Origin of the sequence: Segatella copri (assembly GCF_019249765.2) — a bacterium.
GTDB classification, from domain to species: domain Bacteria; phylum Bacteroidota; class Bacteroidia; order Bacteroidales; family Bacteroidaceae; genus Prevotella; species Prevotella copri_K.
This window is the reverse complement of record NZ_CP152484.1, coordinates 3,658,908-3,680,761: the sequence shown is the minus strand read 5'-3', so window position 1 is coordinate 3,680,761 and position 21,854 is coordinate 3,658,908. Positions and strand designations below refer to the sequence as shown.

15 protein-coding genes and 1 tRNA gene are annotated in these 21,854 nt (G+C 43.9%); 11 read left to right on the top strand and 5 right to left on the bottom strand.

Features of this window, described 5'->3' with window-relative positions:
• Positions 1 to 54: 54 nt before the first annotated feature.
• A complete protein-coding gene (locus KUA46_RS15535) occupies positions 55 to 2,322 on the bottom strand; it encodes a TonB-dependent receptor (RefSeq protein ID WP_420377692.1) in 2,268 nt (755 codons plus the stop codon).
• A gap of 681 nt (positions 2,323 to 3,003) precedes the next feature.
• On the opposite strand from KUA46_RS15535, the gene dinB reads away from it, so the two are divergent.
• A complete protein-coding gene (gene dinB, locus KUA46_RS15530) occupies positions 3,004 to 4,122 on the top strand; it encodes a DNA polymerase IV (RefSeq protein ID WP_022120101.1) in 1,119 nt (372 codons plus the stop codon).
• A gap of 406 nt (positions 4,123 to 4,528) precedes the next feature.
• Here dinB and KUA46_RS15525 read toward each other — a convergent pair whose 3' ends face one another.
• The gene (locus KUA46_RS15525; protein WP_218486996.1) at positions 4,529 to 7,336 is read right to left on the bottom strand and encodes a hybrid sensor histidine kinase/response regulator transcription factor; all 2,808 of its coding nucleotides are present in this window, start codon (positions 7,334 to 7,336) and stop codon (positions 4,529 to 4,531) included.
• Between the two features lie 340 nt (positions 7,337 to 7,676).
• Positions 7,677 to 7,750: transfer RNA gene (locus KUA46_RS15520), tRNA-Met, on the bottom strand.
• Between the two features lie 260 nt (positions 7,751 to 8,010).
• Here KUA46_RS15520 and KUA46_RS15515 point away from each other — a divergent pair.
• From KUA46_RS15515 to KUA46_RS15475, 9 genes are all read left to right on the top strand, one after another.
• Entirely contained in the window at positions 8,011 to 9,909 is a 1,899-nt protein-coding gene (locus KUA46_RS15515; RefSeq protein ID WP_022120098.1) for an LptF/LptG family permease, read from the top strand.
• 28 nt (positions 9,910 to 9,937) lie between these two features.
• A complete protein-coding gene (locus KUA46_RS15510; protein ID WP_006849147.1) occupies positions 9,938 to 11,149 on the top strand; it encodes a bifunctional 3,4-dihydroxy-2-butanone-4-phosphate synthase/GTP cyclohydrolase II in 1,212 nt (403 codons plus the stop codon).
• A gap of 112 nt (positions 11,150 to 11,261) precedes the next feature.
• Complete coding sequence (locus tag KUA46_RS15505) at positions 11,262 to 12,455, top strand: pyridoxal phosphate-dependent aminotransferase (protein WP_006849146.1); 1,194 nt, start codon at positions 11,262 to 11,264, stop codon at positions 12,453 to 12,455.
• A gap of 254 nt (positions 12,456 to 12,709) precedes the next feature.
• Positions 12,710 to 13,546 (top strand): MotA/TolQ/ExbB proton channel family protein, encoded by an 837-nt coding sequence (locus KUA46_RS15500; RefSeq protein ID WP_022120095.1) that lies wholly within the window; start codon positions 12,710 to 12,712, stop codon positions 13,544 to 13,546.
• Between the two features lie 30 nt (positions 13,547 to 13,576).
• Positions 13,577 to 14,221: an ExbD/TolR family protein gene (locus tag KUA46_RS15495; protein ID WP_022120094.1), complete on the top strand. Its 645-nt coding sequence runs from the start codon at positions 13,577 to 13,579 to the stop codon at positions 14,219 to 14,221.
• The gene (locus KUA46_RS15490) at positions 14,222 to 14,869 is read left to right on the top strand and encodes an ExbD/TolR family protein (protein WP_022120093.1); all 648 of its coding nucleotides are present in this window, start codon (positions 14,222 to 14,224) and stop codon (positions 14,867 to 14,869) included.
• 33 nt (positions 14,870 to 14,902) lie between these two features.
• Positions 14,903 to 15,751, top strand: a complete 849-nt coding sequence (locus tag KUA46_RS15485; RefSeq protein WP_022120092.1) for an energy transducer TonB — start codon at positions 14,903 to 14,905, stop codon at positions 15,749 to 15,751.
• Positions 15,752 to 15,755: 4 nt separating this feature from the next.
• Positions 15,756 to 16,721: a substrate-binding domain-containing protein gene (locus KUA46_RS15480; protein WP_153137131.1), complete on the top strand. Its 966-nt coding sequence runs from the start codon at positions 15,756 to 15,758 to the stop codon at positions 16,719 to 16,721.
• A gap of 41 nt (positions 16,722 to 16,762) precedes the next feature.
• Complete coding sequence (locus tag KUA46_RS15475) at positions 16,763 to 18,184, top strand: tetratricopeptide repeat protein (RefSeq protein WP_218486997.1); 1,422 nt, start codon at positions 16,763 to 16,765, stop codon at positions 18,182 to 18,184.
• 194 nt (positions 18,185 to 18,378) lie between these two features.
• On the opposite strand, the gene KUA46_RS15470 is transcribed toward KUA46_RS15475, so the two are convergent.
• Positions 18,379 to 18,546, bottom strand: a complete 168-nt coding sequence (locus KUA46_RS15470; RefSeq protein ID WP_022120089.1) for a 4Fe-4S binding protein — start codon at positions 18,544 to 18,546, stop codon at positions 18,379 to 18,381.
• A 223-nt stretch (positions 18,547 to 18,769) separates the two neighbouring features.
• Here KUA46_RS15470 and KUA46_RS15465 point away from each other — a divergent pair, with 223 nt between their 5' ends.
• The gene (locus KUA46_RS15465; protein WP_218486998.1) at positions 18,770 to 19,516 is read left to right on the top strand and encodes a porin family protein; all 747 of its coding nucleotides are present in this window, start codon (positions 18,770 to 18,772) and stop codon (positions 19,514 to 19,516) included.
• A gap of 83 nt (positions 19,517 to 19,599) precedes the next feature.
• Here the strand turns inward: KUA46_RS15465 and KUA46_RS15460 are convergent, their stop codons facing one another.
• Positions 19,600 to 21,738 carry a family 43 glycosylhydrolase gene (locus KUA46_RS15460; protein ID WP_218486999.1) on the bottom strand — a complete coding sequence of 713 codons (2,139 nt, stop codon included), beginning with the start codon at positions 21,736 to 21,738 and terminating at the stop codon, positions 19,600 to 19,602.
• Between the last annotated feature and the right edge of the window lie 116 nt (positions 21,739 to 21,854).

The window sequence follows — 21,854 nt, the reverse complement described above, 5'->3', positions numbered from 1 at the left end:
TACATTATATTATATATAGGAGCTGTCGATGATGTTTATTGATATTTATATCGCTTAGAACTTCAGCGAAGCTGTGAATTCTACAGTGAATGGACGAAGATAGCTACCCGTCATAATCTGATTCTTGATTCCCTTTGCCTCATCCTTGGTAATCAGCTCGGCACCTGCGATACTACCCTTGGCACCAGTCTGGTTGAGGAAGTTGACTACGGTGCAGCCGAGAGCCAGACGCTTGGTTGCCTGCCAGTTCAAACCTCCGAAAGTCTCCCAGTGACCGTTGAAGTAATATGCCTCGTTGATGTTGGCGTAGGTCTTGCTGAAGTAACGGAAACTGGTCCAGAGCTTAATGTCCTTGGTAATCATGTAGCTAGGATCCAACTCGATGAGAATCTGAGGAATCTCGGCTACGATATTACCTGTGGCATTGATGTTGCCAACATAGCCATCGCTGAAGGTGATGCTGGTTTCATACTTCTTGTAAGTTGGCTTCTGATAAGTGAAGAGGAAGTGGAAATCGAATCCCTTGAAAGGATGAGCCACAGCATCGGTTGTCCAACCCCATGTCTGGATATCGTAAGTCATTGGCGCAGCCTTGATCTCCCTGCCATGCTGCAGGTTCAGAGTTGAGTTGTTGTTGGTCTTTGAGATGTAAGAGAACAACGATGTCAAACTCAGCCAAGAGTTGTTGTAGTAGATACCTGCACGACCGAGTGGCACAGAAATCTTACCTGTATTTGGCAATGTAGCTGGAGCAAAAGCCTCGAACTTAGGATGCTGCACAATGTAAGTGAAATCGCCAGTGAAGCCGAAGTTATCGGTCAACTTATAAGTTGCTGCCACTGAGAAATCGTAGTTGATCCAGTTGTAACTCAAGTCTGCTGGAGCTATCTTGGTTCCATCTACTGCGGTAGCACCGAGATAGTAATCGGCGAAGCGACCTACGAATTCACCCTTTGCATTCTTCACTGCTGCGTTTTCACCCTTCAGCTTCTGCCACTCCAGACGGGCACCATAGTAGAGATTCAACTTGTTGGTAACATCCCAATCGTGAGTGAAGTAGAGAGCCAGCTTGTTTTCGCTTCCCTTGTAATACTCAGAGGCATTCTTGTTGAAATCGTAGAAGTAGCTGTCGCGCTGTTTTGCATCCCAAACTCGCAAGGCATAACTTCCATCAGCAGGTACACTCTGGTCATACATGGTTGTATTTGAGCAATAATCAATATGATAGAACCACTCATTCACGCCGAGGCGGAAGGTGGAAGCACTGAATTTCTTGCTAAGCTCGGTGGTGAAGAGAGCCTCATCAATTTTACCGGCATTGAGACATGACATACGGGTCTGGATGTACTGACCGTTGTAAGCCTTGGTCTGTCCGTCGATATCGCGATACTTATAATTATATACGCCCTGATTGGCAGCGCTCTTCAAATCGATGATAGACATTGGAGTCTGATAAACCATCGCACCACGGGAATGGTCATACTTCAAAGTAGCTTTCCAGTTCAAACCGTTGTCAAAACGGTAGCTGTTCATGAGGGTTACCTCACTTGCCTTGTTCAGACAAGCATCGTAGAGAGATGTCTGCTCCACCTTGCCGGTACGCATATTGCGATAAGTAATCTCGTTATCGATAGGAAGATAAGAGGTGGTACCGAGCTTGAAGTCACCATACTCCTTTACGCTTCCATCGCCCACATAGATAAATGGAGCACTCTGGGTTGCGTAGTTATACACGTTGTGGCTGTTGGCATACTTATACATGGCAGTGAATTCACCACGGTTGCCGTTATACTTCTTGGTGAGGAGAGCCTTGTAAATCTGAGTACGGTCCTGATAAGGAGTTGACTTGATCTTGAAGGTTCCCGGGTCGAAATCCTGATACATATTAAAGCTGTAGTACCAGTCCTTACCCAAATCACCATTCATATTCAGAGAGAATTCCTGCAATCCAAAGTGATTGCTCTTATAGTTCAGCGTACCATTGAATCCTTTCTGTCCCTTCTGGGTGAAAGAGTTCACGGCATAACCGATATTACCGGTAGTGATGGCAGTCTCGGCAATCTTGAGCAAACCCTGATGGCTCAAACTAGCATCACCACGCCAGATAGTATTGACAGAATGAGGATTGGTAGCGTAAGTAACAGGCAAACCATTCTCCAACACGTTGACATCGGCAGAAGGCAAACCTATCTGAATCTCACGAGGACCATTCGCACTGGCAGCATTGAGCATCACATTACGATTACCCTCTTCCTTAGCACTTGAATTATCATCCTGTGCAAAAGCTGCTGTAACATTTACCAATGAAAGTGCAAGCATCATAGCTGCGCTCTTTCCATTTAATAAGTTGTTCATACTTTAAATGTTTAATTTGTTAGCGTTAATGTTTTGATTTCTGCTGCAAAAATACATAAAGGTCTGAACAGCGGCTTAAAAAATCATTTCATCGAATAAAAAATTCCGTTCATTGTAACATAATTGCTATTACATGAACGGAATTTCACACTTTTCTGCTACTTTCTACTTCTTAACTAACTCTTTTCTATTTCAGACAAAGGGAGTCATATAGATCACTACAGACTATTAAGAGCGTGTCATGATTGTACTTGAGCTAATGAGTTCAAGTGCTTGAATCAGTGAGATCAAGTGCTTGAATCAGTGAGGTCAAGTGTTTGGTTCAGCTTACTCAAGTGGTTCCGTAAGCTATCGGAGACGACTCAACAAGCTATCGATGACGACTCCATTAGCTATCGGAGACGACTCCGAAAGCTATCGGAGACGACTCCGGAAGCAGTCACAGATAGCTTCGTTGGCTAACGCAAGTACTTGAGTTGACTAACGCAAGTACTTGAGTTGGCTAACGCAAGTACTTGCGATGCTCAACGCAGCCTGTTTCGATGGACCATGTAGGCTAATACCCAAAAACGTTAACGAACAATAAAAAACAGCTTAGATTTTGTGGAAACGCATCTTTTTTGTACTTTTGGAAAAAATAAGGCAGGAATGACTGAGCGAAAGATCATACATATCGACATGGATGCCTTCTTTGCTGCGGTAGAGCAAAGAGACAATCCGGAACTTCGGGGCAAACCGGTAGCGGTTGGCTTCGACGGACCACGTGGTGTGGTTTCTACAGCCAGCTATGAGGCAAGGAAGTATGGCGTTCACTCGGCGCAATCCATCGCTCAAGCCAAGCAGCGCTGCCCTAATCTCATCATCGTGCCCTGCCGGCATGATTATTATGCTAAAATATCCCATCAGATACATCAGATATTCCAGGAATATACCGACCTCATCGAACCCATCTCCATAGATGAAGCTTTTCTTGATGTAACACAGAATAAGAAAGGGATAGAACTGGCGGTGGATATTGCCAAAGAAATCAAAACCCGTATCAAGGAGGCAACCGGACTCACCGCCTCGGCAGGCATCAGCTACTGCAAGTTTCTCGCCAAAGTGGCTTCTGATTACCGCAAGCCCGACGGCATCTGCACCATTCATCCCGACAAGGCGCTCGATTTCATCGCCCAGCTGCCTGTAGAGGATTTCTGGGGCGTGGGCAAGAAAACACTGCAAAAGATGCATTTCATGGGTATCTTCAACGGAGCAGACCTGAGGAAAGTATCCGAGGAACATCTGGTAGAAGTGTTCGGAAAAGCCGGACACATCTTCTATGATTTCGCAAGGGGGATAGATGAACGACCTGTCATCACCTACCGGGAACGGAAATCGGTAGGCTGCGAACAGACTTTCCTGGAAGATATCTATCTAAAAACGGCTGTGATTATCGAACTGTACCATACTGTACTTGAACTGCTGGAGCGCATCGCCAAAAGCGGTTTCGAAGGAAGAACCCTGACGCTGAAGGTGAAGTTTGCCGATTTCACCCAGATAACACGAAGCATCTCACAAGAAAAGGTTCTGAAAAAGAAGGATGATATTCTACCTCTTGCCAAACGGCTACTGAAACTGATAGATTACTCCTCTGCTCATCCCATCCGCCTGCTTGGTCTGTCCGTAAGCAACGCCTCATCAGAAGAAGCCAGGAAGCAAGATAAGGAGAACAGCAGTTTCAAACCCGAATACAAAGAACTGGAACTGGAATTCGAAGATTGGGAATAAGCCTCCTTTAAAAAGCTATAGTATGCCCGCTTAAAAAGTAACAAACCAGATAATACGCGAAAAGCAGCTGTCAGACATCCCGTCTATACAGCTGCTTTCTCTCATTACTACTTATTTCCCAAAACAAAACTTTTTACCTTAAAGAAAACTACTTACCTTAATGAATACTCAATCCTATAACCTTAAAACATAAAACCTAAACCTATGAAAATGCAACTATTTCTGCATGAAACAATTTATAAACTTCTAAATTCTGGTGCAAAGGTAGTAAGTTTCGGCGAAACTCAGGTATAATTATCGTTCAAATAGTGACAAAAATGATACAATGTACCTTTTATGCTAGGAAATGAACGATTTTTATCCATATATTCACAGATTTTACACTTCAGGTATAGCGTATTTCTCTCTATTTCATCACATTACCGACATCACCAGGTAACATTCCATACTCTTCCTTGAAACATTTTGTGAAGTAAGACGGCGCTGAGAAGCCCACTTCATAGGCTACTTCAGAGACACTCATGCTCCGGGTTTCGAGCAAACGCCTAGCTTTGGCAAGGCGAGCCTTACGGAGTAAGTCAACAACAGAAGAGCCTGTCATCGCCTTCACCTTGCGATAGAGCTGCACACGGCTTAAGCCAATCTGCTGTCCCATATCCTCAACTCCAAACTCGCTATCAGAAAGATTCTTCTGGATAATAGCTTGAAGCTGCTTGAGGAACTGCCTGTCACGGTCTTCCAGATGAGCCTCAGAAATCTCCTTCTCAGCCTCTTTAGAACCTTGATAAAGATTCTTCAGGAGCTGACGCTGTCGCAAGAGATTCTCAATACGGGCGAGAAGCACCTTGCTGTGGAATGGTTTGGTAATATAGGAATCAGCTCCATGCTCATAACCCTCTGCGCGATGCTCCTCCAGGTTCTTCGCCGTAAGCATAATAACAGGGATATGAGAGGTAGCCGTATTCGTCTTCAGCTGTTCTGTCAACTCCAATCCGTCCATAACAGGCATCATCACATCGCAGATTACCAGGTCAGGCACCTCTTTCAAGGCGACAGCCAGACCCTCCTTACCATCAGCGGCCTCAAGAACAACATACTCATCCTGCAAAAGAGTACGCTCATACTGACGGATATCGGTATTATCATCAATAACCAGAACAGTAGGACGATTGGTATTCTCGCTTACCAGCTGCTGAACTTTTCCACGACTTCTGTCTCCATCGTCAATATATTGCAAAACAGATTCATCTACCACATTCTTACCAGTTGGCGCAGAAGCATTTACAGAGTTATCCACAATATCCACATCATTGTGGATAACTTGTGAATCACCCTCCTGCTCACGAGGAATGACAACGATAAAATCAGAACCCTTTCCCAGTTCACTTTCTACCCTAGCCTCACCATGATGCAACTCTACAAATGATTTCACCAGAGCCAGACCGATACCCGTACCGCTGGCAGCACCCTTGGCCTGGAAGAAGCGTTCAAAGATCTTATCAGCCTCATCCTGCGAGATACCCTTGCCCGTATCTTTCACATCAAGACGGAGATTGGCACCTTCATCTTTCAGCGAAACAAAGATTTCGCCACCAGCAGGCGTATATTTCAAGGCATTGCTCAACAGATTGAACACGATACGGGAAATCTTCTCCTGATCGGCAATCATTTCATGGCTGCCTTTCAAGTCATCAACATCCAGATGCAGTCTGATCTGCTTGCGCTCGGCAGTAAGCTGGAAGTCGCCCACCCACATCGTCAAGGTCTTCACAATGTCGAAGCGATAGAGTTTCAGTTCCATCTTGCCATTCTGAATCTTACGGAAATCAAGAATGTTACTTACCAACTGTTGGAGAGCAAGGGCGTTACGCTGCACCATCTTCAAGAGTTCGCGGCTCTTGCCCTTGATGCCGGTATCTTCAAGCAGCATCTCTACCGGGTCGGCTATCAGGGTTAAAGGCGTGCGAAGTTCATGACTGATATTGGTAAAGAATACCAGACGGGAATGAGTGAGTTCCAAGACCTCCTCATTCAATCGTTTCAATTCTCCATTCTTTTCACCCAATTCTACATTCAGTCGCTTCAGTTCGCCATTTGTCTTAGCCAATGTTTCGTTCAGTTTCACCTTTATCAGATAACCTCTGAAAATTAAAGCCGCAGCTGCAAGGCAAACTAGCAGGAACAGACACAGACCTATGAGCATGACTTTCTGTGAGTTATAATCAGACAGATACTGATTTACCTGCTTATGCAAAGTCTTCAGATTGTGCGCCTGGCGCTCGGCATCTCTAGCCTCCATCAATGTAAGGGCAGCATTTGCCTGGGTTATGATAGAAGTGCTCAGATAATTGTCGCGTTCATAAGGCTGATGCTTCAATATCTTCATGGCAAGCGCTATGACCTCGTCACCCTTGGTAGGATAAAGATAAGAGGCTTCGAAAATACCATCGCGCACAAGTTCCAAACCACCACCTTCGGTAGCCATGCCGTCTACTCCGGTATACTTATAGTTACGCTTTACCCTCATCTGGCGGGCAGCCACATAAGCTCCCCAGGCAAGAAAGTCATTATGGGCAAAGACATAATCAAAGTCCTGTGTCTGTTTCAATATGCGTTTCATCGCCTGGATTCCACCCTCTTCTTTCCAGTTTCCTTCCTCCGAGGCTACAACCTGTAACCCAGGATAAGGCTTGATAGCATCCATAAAACCACGATGACGCTCCAAAGCAGGCGAAGAGCCCTCCAAACCGCTGATTTCAACGATGCGGCCCTTTCCATGAAGCTGCTGGGCGATAAAAGTTCCCATCGATTTACCTATCGTATAGTTATCGCAGCCGATAAATGCCGTATACTTATCAGAATTGGTCTTCCTGTCATAGAGAATCACAGGAATACCTTTATCGTAAGCACGCTCTACCGACTTGGATATAGCACTCAACTGATTAGGAGATACGATAAGCAGATCTACGCCCTCATCGATAAACTGGTTAACTTGCTTATTCTGCAACACATTATCATCGTTGGAAGAAGCCAGTTTCACGATAAGCGAATCGTTGAGATACTCGCCCATCTTCAGTTCATCATTCAGTTTATCGCGCCAGATATCTTCCGAACACTGGGATACGCCAATGACAAACTTCCTAGGCTTCTGAGCACAACCGGTCAGCAACACGATGATTGCTACATATATAATAAGGTGTAATTTTCGTTTCATACAGCTTATACAATTTCTATGTTTATAAAGAAGAGGCATTCAACAAATGCCTAAAAATAAAACTTTACCGCTGCAAATATACAACTTTTTTTTGTATTTTAGCCCCATTGGTCAGTTTTTTACAAATATTTTATTCTGAAAACACCAAGAAAAACATAGGAAAATCTTTCATATTTATCTTTTCCACATCAGTTACCAACAGGAAAAACATCTGATAACCAACGAAATAACATAGTTATCAACACATATGTGGATAACTTTTCCATGAGAAGTGAATAAGTGTGGAAAAGTTTAGAGCATAAAAAAGACATCAACTAAAAAGTTGATGTCTCTCATCTTGTAGCGGGAGGGGGCCACGATCCCTCGACCTCCGGATTATGAATCCGACGCTCTAACCAGCTGAGCTATCCCGCCATCCAAGCAATTGATTTCTCATTTGCGGGTGCAAAGGTAATACATTTATTTGAATTGAACAAATTTTTCGGCAGAAATTTTCAAAAAAAGTTTCATTTTCTCATTTTTCTCACATTCCAGCCCCACTTTCACCTAATTATATATATAAAAAAAACGAAAAATAAAGGTTTTCTTATTTTTTTATATTACCTTTGCACGCTGAATAACAGACCTGCTATTATTTTAAATAAAGAAAAGGTCTGAAACAACAGAATATTGAAATGCTTAGAATTAAGAAATTAGACATATTTATTGCCAAACAGTTTGGTCTCCTTTTCATGGGAACTTTCTTCATCTGCCAGTTTGTGCTGATGATGCAGTTCTTGTGGAGATATATTGATGACCTCATTGGTAAGGGACTCACGATGGATGTGATGGCTCAATTCTTCTGGTACATGGGCCTGATGCTCGTACCGCAAGCTCTGCCATTGGCTATTCTCCTGTCTTCACTCATGACGTTCGGTAATCTCGGCGAGAGTTCGGAACTTACAGCCATCAAGGCTGCCGGCATTTCACTGATGCAAGCTTTCCGCTCACTCATCGTCATCACCATCATCATCATGTTTGGCTCATTCTATTTCCAGAACAATGTGGGACCTAAGTCGAACATGAAACTGGCACAACTTCTGATTTCCATGAAACAGAAAAGCCCGGAACTGGAAATTCCTGAAGGAATCTTCTATGATGGTATTCCAAACTGCAACCTTTATGTGCAGAAGAAGGATTTGAAAACCGGAAAGCTTTACGGCATCATGATTTACCGCATGACCGACAGCTATGAAGATGCCGCAATCATATTGGCAGACTCTGGCATGCTTCAGAGTACTGCAGAGAAGAAGCATCTTGTTCTGAGCCTCTACAGCGGAGAATGGTTTGAGAACATGCAAAGCAGTGCACTTGCCAATACTGCTGCCGTACCATACAGACGAGAGACTTTCGTTTCCAAGAAAATCATTCTCGACTTTGATGGAGACTTCAGTATGACCGATGCAGCTTCGCTTTCAGGAAATGCAAAGGGTAAAAGTCTGGAGAAAATCAACCACGACATCGATTCGCTCAACCAATTATATGATTCTATCGGAAGAATCTATCTGAACGAAGCCAATGCGAGATTCTATGGAGGTGCACAGCGCATCAACAAGAAGGACTCTCTCAAAGAAATCAAGAAGGGCGAAAAACTCAATTTCGACACCTTATATAATAAGTTGCCACAGGACAAGAAGCTCATGGCGGTAAACCAGGCACAGTCTACCGTACAACAGGAGCTTTCTGACCTTGATTTCAAATCGATGTCAACGAGCGATGCAGACTACATGATAAGACAGCACAAGATTGAGGCTATCAACAAGTTCACTCTAGCCCTTTCGTGTCTCATCTTCTTCTTTATCGGAGCACCATTAGGAGCCATCATCCGAAAGGGAGGTCTGGGTTTCCCTGTCGTCATCTCCGTACTTGTATTCATCGTCTTCTTTATCCTCGACAACACAGGATACAGAATGTCAAGAAGTGGCATGTGGGCCATTTGGTTCGGTAAAGGTCTTGCACCGGCAGTATTGACGCCTTTGGCTATCTTCGTAACCTACAAGGCAACCAATGACTCTTCCGTATTCAATATGGATGTTTACAAAGAGTTCTTCATGAAACTGCTCGGTTTACGACAGAAACGCCATTACTTCGGCAAGGAAGTCATCATCACCGACCCGGATTATCAGACGGATACAGAGAAACTGGAAAGAATAAACCAAGACATCACCTTATATAATAAGGAGCACAAACTGGTTCATCTTCCAAACGTCATCAATGTATTCTTCAAATACGAGCCTGATCATGAGATAGAAAGAATCAATGCAGAATTGGAAGAGGTAATAGAAGATTTGACCAACACCGCCAACAAGTATATCCTGCACGACATGAACCAATATCCGGTTCTTTCTGTCAAGGCACATACACGCCCATTCGAGCGGAAATGGCTCAACATCATTGCAGCCATCATCTTCCCTGTGGGCACACTGCTGTACTTGAGAATGTGGCGATTCCGACTGCGCTTGTTCCGTGACCTCAAGGTCATCAGTCAGACCAATACGGACATCATCCAGCGGATTAGAGAACAGAAAAAGTAAAATGTAACTATATAATAAGGTATCAAACATGTCAGAAATCAAATTAAATAGCATCGAAGATGCAGTAAAAGACTTCAAGGAAGGAAAGTTCGTCATTGTTGTTGATGACGAAGACCGCGAAAACGAAGGCGACCTCATCATTGCCGCAGAGAAGATAGACGCAGAAAAAGTAAACTTCATGCTGAAACACGCAAGAGGTGTACTCTGTGCCCCTATCACCCTGAGCCGCTGCGATGAGCTCGACTTGCCTCATCAGGTTTCAGAGAACACCTCAGTATTGGGTACACCATTCACCATAACCGTAGATAAACTGGAAGGCTGTTCTACCGGTGTTTCTGCACACGACCGTGCTGAAACCATCAAAGCACTTGCCGACCCGAACTCTACACCACAGACATTCGGCAGACCGGGACACATCAACCCACTCTACGCACAGGATAACGGCGTGTTAAGAAGAAGCGGACACACTGAAGCAGCCATTGACCTTTGTAAGATGGCAGGTCTCTATCCTGCAGGCGCACTTATGGAAATCATGAATGAAGACGGCACCATGGCACGTCTGCCAGAACTGATGAAGATGGCAAAGGAATGGAACCTCAAGGTTATTTCTATTAAAGACATGATAGAATACCGACTCAAGAAAGAATCACTCATCGAAGTGGGCGAAGAGGTTGACATGCCTACAGAATACGGCCACTTCCGCCTCATTCCGTTCCGCCAGTCTAGCAATGGTCTGGAACACATGGCACTCATCAAGGGAGAATGGAAAGAAGACGAACCTATCCTGGTCCGTGTTCACTCTTCTTGCGCTACTGGCGACATTCTGGGCAGCAAGCGTTGCGACTGCGGTCAGCAGCTCCACAAGGCCATGCAGATGATAGACGAGGCAGGAAAGGGAGTTGTTGTCTACATGCAGCAGGAAGGACGCGGCATCGGTCTGATGAACAAGATTGCAGCCTACAAACTTCAGGAAGAAGGCTATGATACTGTTGACGCTAATACCCATCTCGGTTTCAAGCCAGACGAGCGCGACTATGGTTGCGGTGCACAGATGCTCCGTCATCTCGGTGTACACAAAATGCGTCTGCTCACCAACAATCCGGTAAAGCGCGTAGGTCTCGAAGCATACGGTTTGGAAATCGTAGAAAATGTACCTATCGAAGTTGTACCAAACAAGTACAATGAGCGTTATCTCAAGACCAAGAGAGACCGCATGGGGCACACTTTGCACCTCGGATAATAAAATTATGTTATTATTTCAATACAAAACATGAAATAATGCTCAATTTTCTTCCGAAAAAGAAATAATTTGCTTACTTTTGCACACGATAAACAAATATAAGAATAAAATTATGGCACAATTATCTGATCGTTTAAACAGATTGGCACCTTCAGCAACGCTGGCGATGTCACAGAAGAGTAGTGAAATGAAAGCTCAAGGTATCGATGTAATCAACATGAGCGTAGGTGAACCAGACTTCAACACTCCTGACAATATCAAACAGGCAGCAAAGAAGGCTATTGACGAGAACTATTCCCGTTATTCACCAGTACCAGGTTATCCTGACTTGCGAAAAGCAATTGTAGCCAAATTAAAGAACGAAAATGGTTTGGAGTACACTACCAATGAAGTAATCGTTGGTACGGGTGGTAAGCAGTGCGTCTGCAACGCAGTATTGGCACTCGTAAATCCAGGCGACGAGGTTATCATTCCTGCACCATATTGGGTAAGCTACCCACAGATGGTGAAATTGGCAGGAGGTACTCCGGTCATTGTGAATGCCGGTTTCGACCAGGACTTTAAGATGACAGCAGAGCAGTTGGAGAATGCCATCACAGAAAAGACCAAGATGCTCATTCTCTGTTCTCCAAGCAACCCTACCGGTAGCGTATACTCTAAGGAAGAGTTGGCAGCACTGGCAGAAGTACTCAAGAAGCATCCTGAAGTATTTGTGTTGGCAGATGAAATCTACGAACACATCAATTATATCGGCAAGCACCACAGCATTGCTCAGGAACCGGGCATGAAGGAGCAGGTTATCATTGCCAATGGTGTATCTAAGGCTTACGCCATGACAGGATGGAGAATCGGTTTCCTGGCTGGTCCGGAATGGATCATCAAGGGCTGCAACAAGCTCCAGGGACAGTATACCAGCGGTACATGTTCTGTCAGCCAGAAGGCAGCAGAAGCAGCCTACACACTCGACCAGAGTGCAGTAGAGGAAATGCGCGTAGCTTTCGAGCGTCGCCGCAACCTGATTGTAAAGTTGGCTAAAGAGGTTCCAGGTCTTGAGGTAAACATGCCACAGGGTGCCTTCTATCTCTTCCCTAAGTGCAACAGCTACTTTGGCAAGAGCAATGGTGAGAAGACCATCAACAACTCAACCGACTTTGCCATGTACCTTCTCGAAGAGGCACATGTAGCCACCGTAGGTGGTGACGCATTCGGTGATCCAGACTGTTTCCGCATGAGCTATGCAACAAGCGACGAGAACATCGTTGAAGCTATCAAGCGCATCAAGGAAGCTTTGGGCAAGTTGAAATAAAAAAGGCTTAAAGACCATTTTCAAGGGTCAAAATGTAAGAAAAATGCGAGATATTGGTATAAAATAAGCCAATATCTCGTTAAAACTTCTTAATTAGGCTGATAGTAAACTTTAATTTATTATCTTTGCCAATGCAAAATAGATAACCCAACTGTGTTTATTGACAAACGACACATTCAAGGTCTACGAAGCGAGAAAGGAAAAAAGAAAATATTAATAATTTATTAACTAATAATTTAAAAAAAAGTAAAATTATGGCAACTACAAAACAAGCAGCCCCAGCTAAGAAGTCTGAGGGCTTTCAGGGAGTAAGAGGCGCATTCTGGATCATCGTGGTATGTGCTATCATCGCATTCACATTGTTCTTCACATGGTTCGGTAATGACATGCACTTCCAGGATCCAGGTGTACAGGATCACCCAGCAGACATTTGGGGTACTATCTACAAAGGTGGTGTAATCGTACCAGTTATCCACACATTGTTGCTCACAGTGTTGGCTATGACAATCGAGCGTTGGTTGGCTCTTAAGACCGCTACAGGTAAAGGTGCTCTTCCTAAGTTCGTTGCAAACATCAAGGCAGCTTTGAACGCAAATGATTTCGCTAAGGCTGAGCAGCTCTGCAACAAGCAGCGCGGTACAGTAGCTAACGTTGTTATGGCTTCTTTGAACGCTTACAAGTCTATGGAGTCTGGCGCTAACGCATCTTTGAAGAAGGCTCAGAAGGTAGCTAAGATTCAGCAGGCTCACGAAGAGGCAACTCAGTTGGAGATGCCAACTTTGACAATGAACTTGCCTATCATCGCTACAATCGTAACACTTGGTACTTTGACAGGTCTTCTCGGTACTGTAACCGGTATGATCAAGTCATTCCAGGCCATGGGTGAAGGTGGTGGCGCTGACTCAGCAGCACTTTCTGTAGGTATTTCTGAGGCGTTGATCAACACCGCATTCGGTATTTTGACATCATGGTGTGCCGTTGTATCTTACAACACATTCACCAACAAGGTAGATAAGTTGACATACGCACTCGACGAGGTAGGTTACTCAATTGCTCAGACATACGAAGCTAACCACGCAGAAGAGGCTTAATTTTTGCTAACCCTTTAAAATTTTATCGCTATGGGTAAAGTAAAAATTAAGAAGAGTGACGTCTGGATCGATATGACGCCTATGTCAGACGTTATGACCCTGTTGCTTACCTTCTTCATGCTCACCTCTACATTCGTAAAGAATGAGCCTGTAAAGGTTAACACACCAGGATCTGTGTCTGAGATTAAGGTGCCAGAGAACGGCGTCTTGACTATCTTGGTAAGTCCTGAAAAGGACAAGGCTGGTAATCCTACCGGCGAGGGCCAAGTATTTATGAGTATTGATAATACTGATCAGTTGGGAGCTACACTGAGCACAATGACAGGAGCATTCGGCGTGTCATTGAATCCAAAGCAGATTGAGACATTCAAGAGCGAAGGTACGTTTGGTGTACCAATGAACGACTTGAGTACTTATCTGACAATGAACGCTTCTAAGCGTCCACAGTATCTCCAGACTAAAGGTATTCCTCTCGACAGTATTAAGGGCGGTATGAGCGAGTTCCAGCAGTGGGTTGACGCAGCTCGTAACGTAAACGAGGACATCAAGATTGCCCTCAAGGCAGATGCTTCTACACCTTACAAGACCGTTAAGAGAGTGATGAACGAACTCCAGGATATGGACGAGAGTCATTACTATATGATTACACAGTTAAAAAAACAGGGGGACGAATAAATGGCAAAGAAAGAAAGCAAACAAAAGAAAATGAATGTCCGCGTAGACTTTACGCCTATGGTGGATATGCTCATGCTGCTTATCACGTTCTTCATGCTGTGTACATCATTGAGCAAACCTCAGACTATGGAGCTGACTATGCCAAGTAATGATGACAACCAACCAGAGGACAAGAAGAACGAAGCAAAGGCTTCTGAGACTGTGACACTCTACGTAACAGCAGACAACAAGATTTATTATGGTGCAGGTATTCCTAAGTACGATGACCCATCATGGATCAAGGAGACTACATGGGGCAGCCAGGGCATCCGTAAGGTCTTGAGAGAGCACGCTACAGAAAACGGCACACGCCCTGTAGAAAGAATCGCACTTGCTGTCAAGGAGTTGAACATGGACCGTCAGAAGAATCCTAAGCAGTATCCTGATAGCATCTATCAGAAGAAGTTGAGCGATTTGAAGGCTGGTAACTTGAAGGACGGAAAGATTCCTACTCTTACCATCGTCATCAAGCCTACCGACAACGCTTCTTACAAGAATATGGTTGACGCTCTCGACGAAATGCAGATTTCAAACATTGGTACTTACGTCATCGATAAGATTAACGCAGACGACGAGAAACTTCTCAAGTCTAGAAACGTTAAGATGTAAGATGAGTAACAAACAATTTTAAACAAGAAAGAAATGGCAAAAATAGATCTTTACGATCCTAAATGGGTCGATATGGTTTTCGCCGGAAAGAACAAGGAGTATGGTGCATACCAGCTCCGTAAGGGTACTTCTGGCCGAAACATCAAGGCTCTTCTGATCTTGGTCATTGCTGCAGCTCTCGTGGGTGGATTCTTGGCTTGGAAAGTCATCGAACAGAAACAGGCCGAAGAACAGCAGGCATATATGGAAGCTATGGAGTTGGCTAAACTCCAGCAGCAGGCTAAGAAGGAAGAAAAGAAGAAGGAGCCAGTGAAGCCAAAGATTGAACCAAAGAAGGAGATACCTGTGGCTCGCGAAACTCAGAAGTTTACCGCACCTGTCATTAAGAAGGATGAACTCGTAAAAGAGGAAAACCAGGTTAAGCAGATGGATAAACTGGATGAAAAAGTTGCAGTCGGTACTGAAAACAAGGAAGGTGTGAAGGACCGTACAATTGAAGCTGTTAGAAGTGATATTGCAACGGTAGCTCCACCTCCACCACCAGCACCAAAACCTGAAGTTTCAACTAAGGTCTTCGATGTTGTAGAGGAGATGCCTTCATTCCCTGGTGGACAAGGCGCCCTGATGTCTTACCTTGCAAGCAACATCAAGTATCCTGTAGTTGCACAGGAGAATGGTGTACAGGGTCGTGTTATCGTATCATTCGTGGTAGAGCGTGATGGTTCTATCTCTGATGTTAGGGTAGCTCGTTCAGTTGACCCTTCACTTGACCGTGAAGCACAGCGTGTCGTTAAGAGCATGCCTAGGTGGAAACCAGGTAAGCAAAACGGTTCTGCTGTACGTGTTAAATATACTGTACCAGTTGTATTTAGATTGCAGTAATAGAATGAAAAAAACATCTTATATTTTTTTAGGTATAGGATTAACAGTACTATCAATGGCTTTCTTCTCGTCATGTGGCGAGAAGAAAGCCAAAGATGGTAGAACTGATACTCCTACTTCAGGCACAATTGAATTTGTGGCTGACGAGAGTTTGAGTCCTATCATTGACGAAGAAAGAAGTCAGTTTGAGTATGAGTTCCCGAAAGCTAAACTCAAGCCGAAGTATACAGATGAAGTCACCGGACTTCAGATGATTAAAGATTTCAAAACAGCGCTCTTGTTCACTACACGTAATTTGAAAGATAGTGAAATAGCCTACTTGAAGTCTAAAAGCAATGTAATTCCTTCTGTTTTCCCTATCGGTTACGATGGATTGGCATTTATTGTAAACAAGCAAAACAATGATACTTGTATTACGGTAAAAGATATCAAACGTATCCTTACAGGTAAGGCAACAAAATGGAGTGATATTGTGAAAGGTTCAAAGAGAGGAGACATCGAAGTCATTTTCGATAATACCCGCTCTGCAACAACCAATTACGTAGTAGACTCTGTGCTGCACGGAGCTAAAATGGGTGCAAAAATCATGGCCGCAAAAACGAGTAAAGAGGTTATCGACTATGTGGATCAGAACCCAGGCTCAATCGGTGTAATTGGATCTAACTGGCTCAACGACCGCCGTGATTCAACCAACACTACATTTAAGAAGAATATTCATGTCATGCGAGTATCTATCAAAGATGTGGCAACACCATATAACAGCTGGCAACCATATCAGGCATACTTGCTGGATGGAAGATATCCGTTCGTGAGAACATTATATGCTATTGTAGTTGACCCTCACAGGGCATTGCCTTGGAGCTTCGCAAACTACATTTCAGGCCCAAGAGGTCAGCTCATACTGTTCAAAACCGGATTACTTCCTTACAGAGGTGACATCACTATAAAGACCGTTAATGTAAAACGCTAAAGAAAAAGCTAAGAAAGAGACGCATATAAAAAAGTAGAATTATGAAAGCAATTAAATATTTAGTAGCAGGTTTGCTCGTCATGGGTTTGGCAACACCTGCAATGGCACAGGATGTCAACTATAAGGACATGCTGAAGCCTATAGAGACAACATTGAAGGCTGGTAACGCTGATCCTAAGGCTTTTGCCAAGGAAATCAAGGAATACCAGAAGGAGTTCAAAAAGGATCCTAAGGCATTGGTAGCTTTGGGTAACCTTCTTGCAATGAACAAGAGCTATGATCAAGCTAATGCCGTTGCTGATGCTGTCATCGCTAAGTTCAAGAACTATGGTGACGCTTACATTCTGAAAGGCGACATCTATGCAATGCAGGACAATGGTGGTGAGGCTGCTACATGGTATGGTCAGTGTATGACAATGGATCCTAAGAATCCTCAGGGATACATCAGCTATTCTAACGTTTACCGTAAGATTGACCCACAGGCTAGTGCGGAAGCTTTGAACAAACTGAGAGAAATCAACCCTAACTACCCTATCGAGGCAGAAGCTGGTCACAACTTCTTCAGCGCTGGCAACTACGAGAAGGCTTATGAGTATTTCTCAAAGGCTAAGCCAAACACACTTGAAGAGTATACTCAGTACGAATATGCTTTCACAGCTTATATCGTTGGTAAGAAGGAAGAAAGTTTGAGCCTTTGCGAAAGTGGTATCCAGAAGTTCCCTAAGGATGCAGCTATGCAGGTTTTGGCTATGCGCGCTGCAGTTGACGTAAAGAACTTTGAAGCTGCTCTAAAGCATTCAAACATCGTAATGAACACAGATTCTATCAAGAAAAATGCTAGTATCGTTGCTTATTATGGTTTGGCTTTGGCTGGCAACAAGCAGTATAATGAGGCTATTGCTCAGTACCAGAAGGCATTGGAGATGAAGGCTGACGACCCTAAGCCATTGCAGTATATCTCTGAGGCTTACAAGGAGTTGGGCGATGAAGACAAGGCATTGGAGTACAACCAGCAGTACATGGATAAGAATCCAAATGCTGCTCCTACAGACTTCATGAAGCTTGCTGAAATCTATGTAAACAAGGCTAAGAAAGATCCAGCCAAGAAGATTGAGAACATTGACAAGGCTATCAGCGTATACGCTAAGTTAGCAGAGAAATATCCTACATTGAAGCCATTTGCTAAGCTTCAGGAGGGTAACACTGCTTTCCAGAACGAGTTGGACGACAAGGCTATTGCTGCTTATACAGAAGTAATCAATGAGCTGGAAGCAAAGCAGTGTGATGAAGATGAGCTCAGCTACCTGAAGACATCTTACCAGTATATGGGCTTCATCTATACCTACGACAAGCAGGACTTCGACACAGCTAAGCCATACTGGGATAAACTTCTGAAGCTTGATCCACAGAACAAGTTGGCTAACGATGCTTACGAGAAGGCAGGTCTCAAGCCAGGTGAATAAGCATAACATTAACTACAACATATTGGGGATTGCATCGATTATTGATGCAATCCCCTTTTCGTTTCTATGATTTATACTATGAGTTAAAAAGATAGAAAGGTAAACAAATCTATAAACAACGGAAAACGAAAAGAGCGATTTCCAAGGAAACCGCTCTCAATGTTTTATGTAACTAAAAGTATCTACCTTATAGATTAAGGAAGACTGATTGCCTCGTTAGGGCAAACATCAGCACAAGTGCCACACTCTGTGCAGAGGTCTGGGTTGATTGAATACTTATCGCCCTCAGAGATTGCACCTGATGGACACTCATCAATACATGTACCGCAAGCGATACAATCGTCACCAATTACGTATGCCATAATTATTAATGTTTAAATGTTTATAATGTTTTTGTATAATATGCTTTTAATTTGTCTTACTTCATAACATCAGGTATATTACCTAATAATTATGGTGCAAAGATAATAATAATTTCTGAAATACCTACAATTAGGTATAAGAATTTTCAAGAATTAGATTAATTTATACATAATCGAAATAAAACGGAAAGCAATATGAAGAGGAATATTCCGTTATAAATATATGAAACAGAAACTATTGACATTCATCATAAGCCTTGCCATCACAATCCAGGCTGGCGCACAGGAAAGAACAGTAGAAAACCGTCCTTATACCGATTTGCGCTCATTCCACTTCGGTGTATTAGTAGGCACCCACTTCCAGGATATAGAATTCCAGAATGCAGGACCGGTGACTTATCTTGATGCTGACGGCATTGAGCAGCAAAGCTGTGTAACAGTAGACCAGGACAGATGGGATACTGGATTTACAGTAGGTGTACTAGGAGAATTCCGCCTCAACACCCACTTCCAGCTACGCATAGCACCAGCCATGTATTTCGGTACCCGACATCTCTCATTCTACAACATGCTGGAAAAAGATGGAGCCGGTAATCCGATCCAACAGAAACAGGAGATGAAGACGGCTTACATTTCCAGTGCCCTCGACCTGATATTTGCAGCACAGAGATTCAACAATCACCGCCCATACATCATGGCAGGAATCAACCCGATGATGAATCTGAACAGCAAGAACGAAGATTATATCAAACTGAAGAAAACAGATCTGTTCCTAGAACTGGGATTGGGGTGTGATTTCTATCTGCCTTATTTCAAACTTCGCCCAGAACTGAAGTTTATGTATGGAATAACAGATACATACGATAAGAATCACATCAAAAATATAAAAGACAAGAGTACACTTCCATATACACTATCAGCTAAGTCAGCACATAGCAAGATGATAGCTCTCACATTCTATTTCGAATAATCGAACAATATCACATAAGAAAAAGAGGCAGACTCCCCCACAGCGAGAGTCTGCCTCTTCTAATTTATAAAGAACAGATATCTTTACTCAACAACTTCCCAACCGAAAACACATCCGTTCTTCATGCCGGCATCAGCACCTTGGTAATCTGCAGAATAAGGACTTCCATCCACAGGATTCTTACCCACATAACGCTGAGTCTTCAGAGAAAGCAGCATACAGCGGTTATAAAGCATATCCTGCCATACAAACTCCTCTGCCTTGGAAGAGTCAGAAGTCAGACGAACATCACCAGATAAACCAGCACCAGCAATATAAACATATCGTCCGTCAGCTGTCTTCAAAGCAATCTTTCCCTTACCTCTATCCTCCACAACAAACTTCACCTGATTTCTCATGTCCTTTCGGTTACTAGAACTATGCATCAGCCCATGTCCGGTAGCATCCATTAAACTTCCATCAGCGAGATTAGAGAATCTTATGGTCTTGCCTATAGGCAGATTGGCAGTTCTGTCTGCCATCGGCTCCTCTACCATGAAATCATCGAAATCAGCCACACCGCCATTCAATTCCTTCTTGTTGAAAGCATAAAGTGCCACACGAATACCCTGGAAGGTCTTCAACTGATAAGGTGAAAGCATCTGCTCGCCGATATTCTCCCAGTTCTTACCATCCAGAGAATAGGAATATTGCAACTGGCTCTTGTCATAATCACCCCAAAGGCGCAACCATACTACCTTACTTTTAGCCAACGGCTTCCACACTTTCTTGTTGGTATTCTGGTCATAACACCTCAAGTTCAACCCCTTATCCGTCTTGACAACGCCCAATGAAGCGTATGGCGTATTGATGGCACCCAAACCAGCCTCATCACCTACCTTCAAGCGGGATGCATCCAACTTAACAGATGTATAAGATACCGGTCCGATGGCACGCTGCGTCAATGTATTCTTTGCCCAAAGCAGTTGCTTAGCAGGCATCGAATGCAAACGGAGCCATCCTTTTCGCTCCTTATTCAGCGACCACATCTTGTCATTCGGATTATGATTCCATTGCCAAACCGGTTTAAAAGTTTTACCCGAGAAATCATCACATCTGTCGTATGGAGCCTGTGGTGTCTTTACCATATCATTCGGTTTGAACCAGGTACGAGGCGAGCGTCCCAGGTTCTTCTCCAATCCGAAGTAAGGCCAGCCGTCAACCCAAGTGACAGGCGACAGGCACACCGTTCTTCCCACGGCATTGAAGTCCTGCATCGAAACACCCCACCATTTTCCGTCAGGAGCCTGCACGATGCCGCCCTGATGAATGGTAGCACATCCCAGGTTCAGACCATTAGGCTTGTTGTTCTGGAAATTGAAACCATCTTCCGGCAAAGGCCGACCGATTCCCATGTTACCTACGCTCCATCCTGCAGCATAACCATACGATTCTCTCTCGCTGATTACGCAAGTTTCATAAGGTCCCCAGATGCTCTTGCTTCGGGCACACTGCATGCGGCCCATCGGTGAATAATCGGCAGAGAGGATATAGTACATACCGTTGATTTTATACACATGATGTCCCTCACCCATCGCATTACCTTCAGGAATCACCACCTTGCTGCTGCCCTCTACCGGACCGCTCAAATCGGGCTTCAACTCCGTAACGGTTACGTTGCCATACTTGTGCACGGCATAAATCTTACCATCCTCATCGAAGAGCACAGAGAGGTCGTAGATATCGCCATTAACTTTATGATGCGTCCAAGGTCCCTTGGCACTGTCCGAAATATACACCTGTAAGCCATGTCCGTTGATATTAGAGAAGATATAGAACTTTCCGTTGTGATAGCGGATGGCAGGTGCCCAGATACCCTGTCCGTAAGCCTCCTTACCGTTTCTGAGATTGAAGTCATCAGAATCATCCAATCGGTCGAAGCAATAAGAAGAAAATTCCCAGTTCACCAAATCCTTGGAATGCAGCACCACCAGTCCCGGCACACAGTGCATCGTGGTACCCGCCAGATAGTAATCCTCCCCTACTCTGATAATATCAGGGTCAGAAAACTCATCATAAAACAAAGGGTTTGTAAAGGTACCATTACCGTTATCTGTCGACCAAGACTTCCCTTTCAAAGTCTGTGTCAGAACATTCTTGGCTGCAGATTTTTTCTGCGCCGCAGCTCCCAAAGAACCGCTCAAAAAAGCGATGCAACAGGTTGCAAATAATAATTTCTTCATTCTTATTTATAGGTCTAAAAGATTATTATAAAAAATATTGCCACAAAAGTACGAATAATTATCCAAACAGAGGTGGACAAAATGATACTTTTTATGGCAACAAATGTAATTTTAGG

Excerpts from the sequence above, each read along its gene's own strand:
- KUA46_RS15515 (WP_022120098.1), top strand. The coding sequence starts at position 8,011 with ATGCTTAGAATTAAGAAATTAGACATATTTATTGCCAAACAGTTTGGT.
- KUA46_RS15470 (WP_022120089.1), bottom strand. The coding sequence starts at position 18,546 with ATGGCATACGTAATTGGTGACGATTGTATCGCTTGCGGTACATGTATT.
- KUA46_RS15475 (WP_218486997.1), top strand. The coding sequence starts at position 16,763 with ATGAAAGCAATTAAATATTTAGTAGCAGGTTTGCTCGTCATGGGTTTG.
- KUA46_RS15480 (WP_153137131.1), top strand. The coding sequence starts at position 15,756 with ATGAAAAAAACATCTTATATTTTTTTAGGTATAGGATTAACAGTACTA.
- dinB (WP_022120101.1), top strand. The coding sequence starts at position 3,004 with ATGACTGAGCGAAAGATCATACATATCGACATGGATGCCTTCTTTGCT.
- KUA46_RS15460 (WP_218486999.1), bottom strand. The coding sequence starts at position 21,738 with ATGAAGAAATTATTATTTGCAACCTGTTGCATCGCTTTTTTGAGCGGT.
- KUA46_RS15485 (WP_022120092.1), top strand. The coding sequence starts at position 14,903 with ATGGCAAAAATAGATCTTTACGATCCTAAATGGGTCGATATGGTTTTC.
- KUA46_RS15500 (WP_022120095.1), top strand. The coding sequence starts at position 12,710 with ATGGCAACTACAAAACAAGCAGCCCCAGCTAAGAAGTCTGAGGGCTTT.
- KUA46_RS15465 (WP_218486998.1), top strand. The coding sequence starts at position 18,770 with ATGAAACAGAAACTATTGACATTCATCATAAGCCTTGCCATCACAATC.
- KUA46_RS15510 (WP_006849147.1), top strand. The coding sequence starts at position 9,938 with ATGTCAGAAATCAAATTAAATAGCATCGAAGATGCAGTAAAAGACTTC.
- KUA46_RS15495 (WP_022120094.1), top strand. The coding sequence starts at position 13,577 with ATGGGTAAAGTAAAAATTAAGAAGAGTGACGTCTGGATCGATATGACG.
- KUA46_RS15535 (WP_420377692.1), bottom strand. The coding sequence starts at position 2,322 with ATGATGCTTGCACTTTCATTGGTAAATGTTACAGCAGCTTTTGCACAG.
- KUA46_RS15525 (WP_218486996.1), bottom strand. The coding sequence starts at position 7,336 with ATGAAACGAAAATTACACCTTATTATATATGTAGCAATCATCGTGTTG.
- KUA46_RS15505 (WP_006849146.1), top strand. The coding sequence starts at position 11,262 with ATGGCACAATTATCTGATCGTTTAAACAGATTGGCACCTTCAGCAACG.
- KUA46_RS15490 (WP_022120093.1), top strand. The coding sequence starts at position 14,222 with ATGGCAAAGAAAGAAAGCAAACAAAAGAAAATGAATGTCCGCGTAGAC.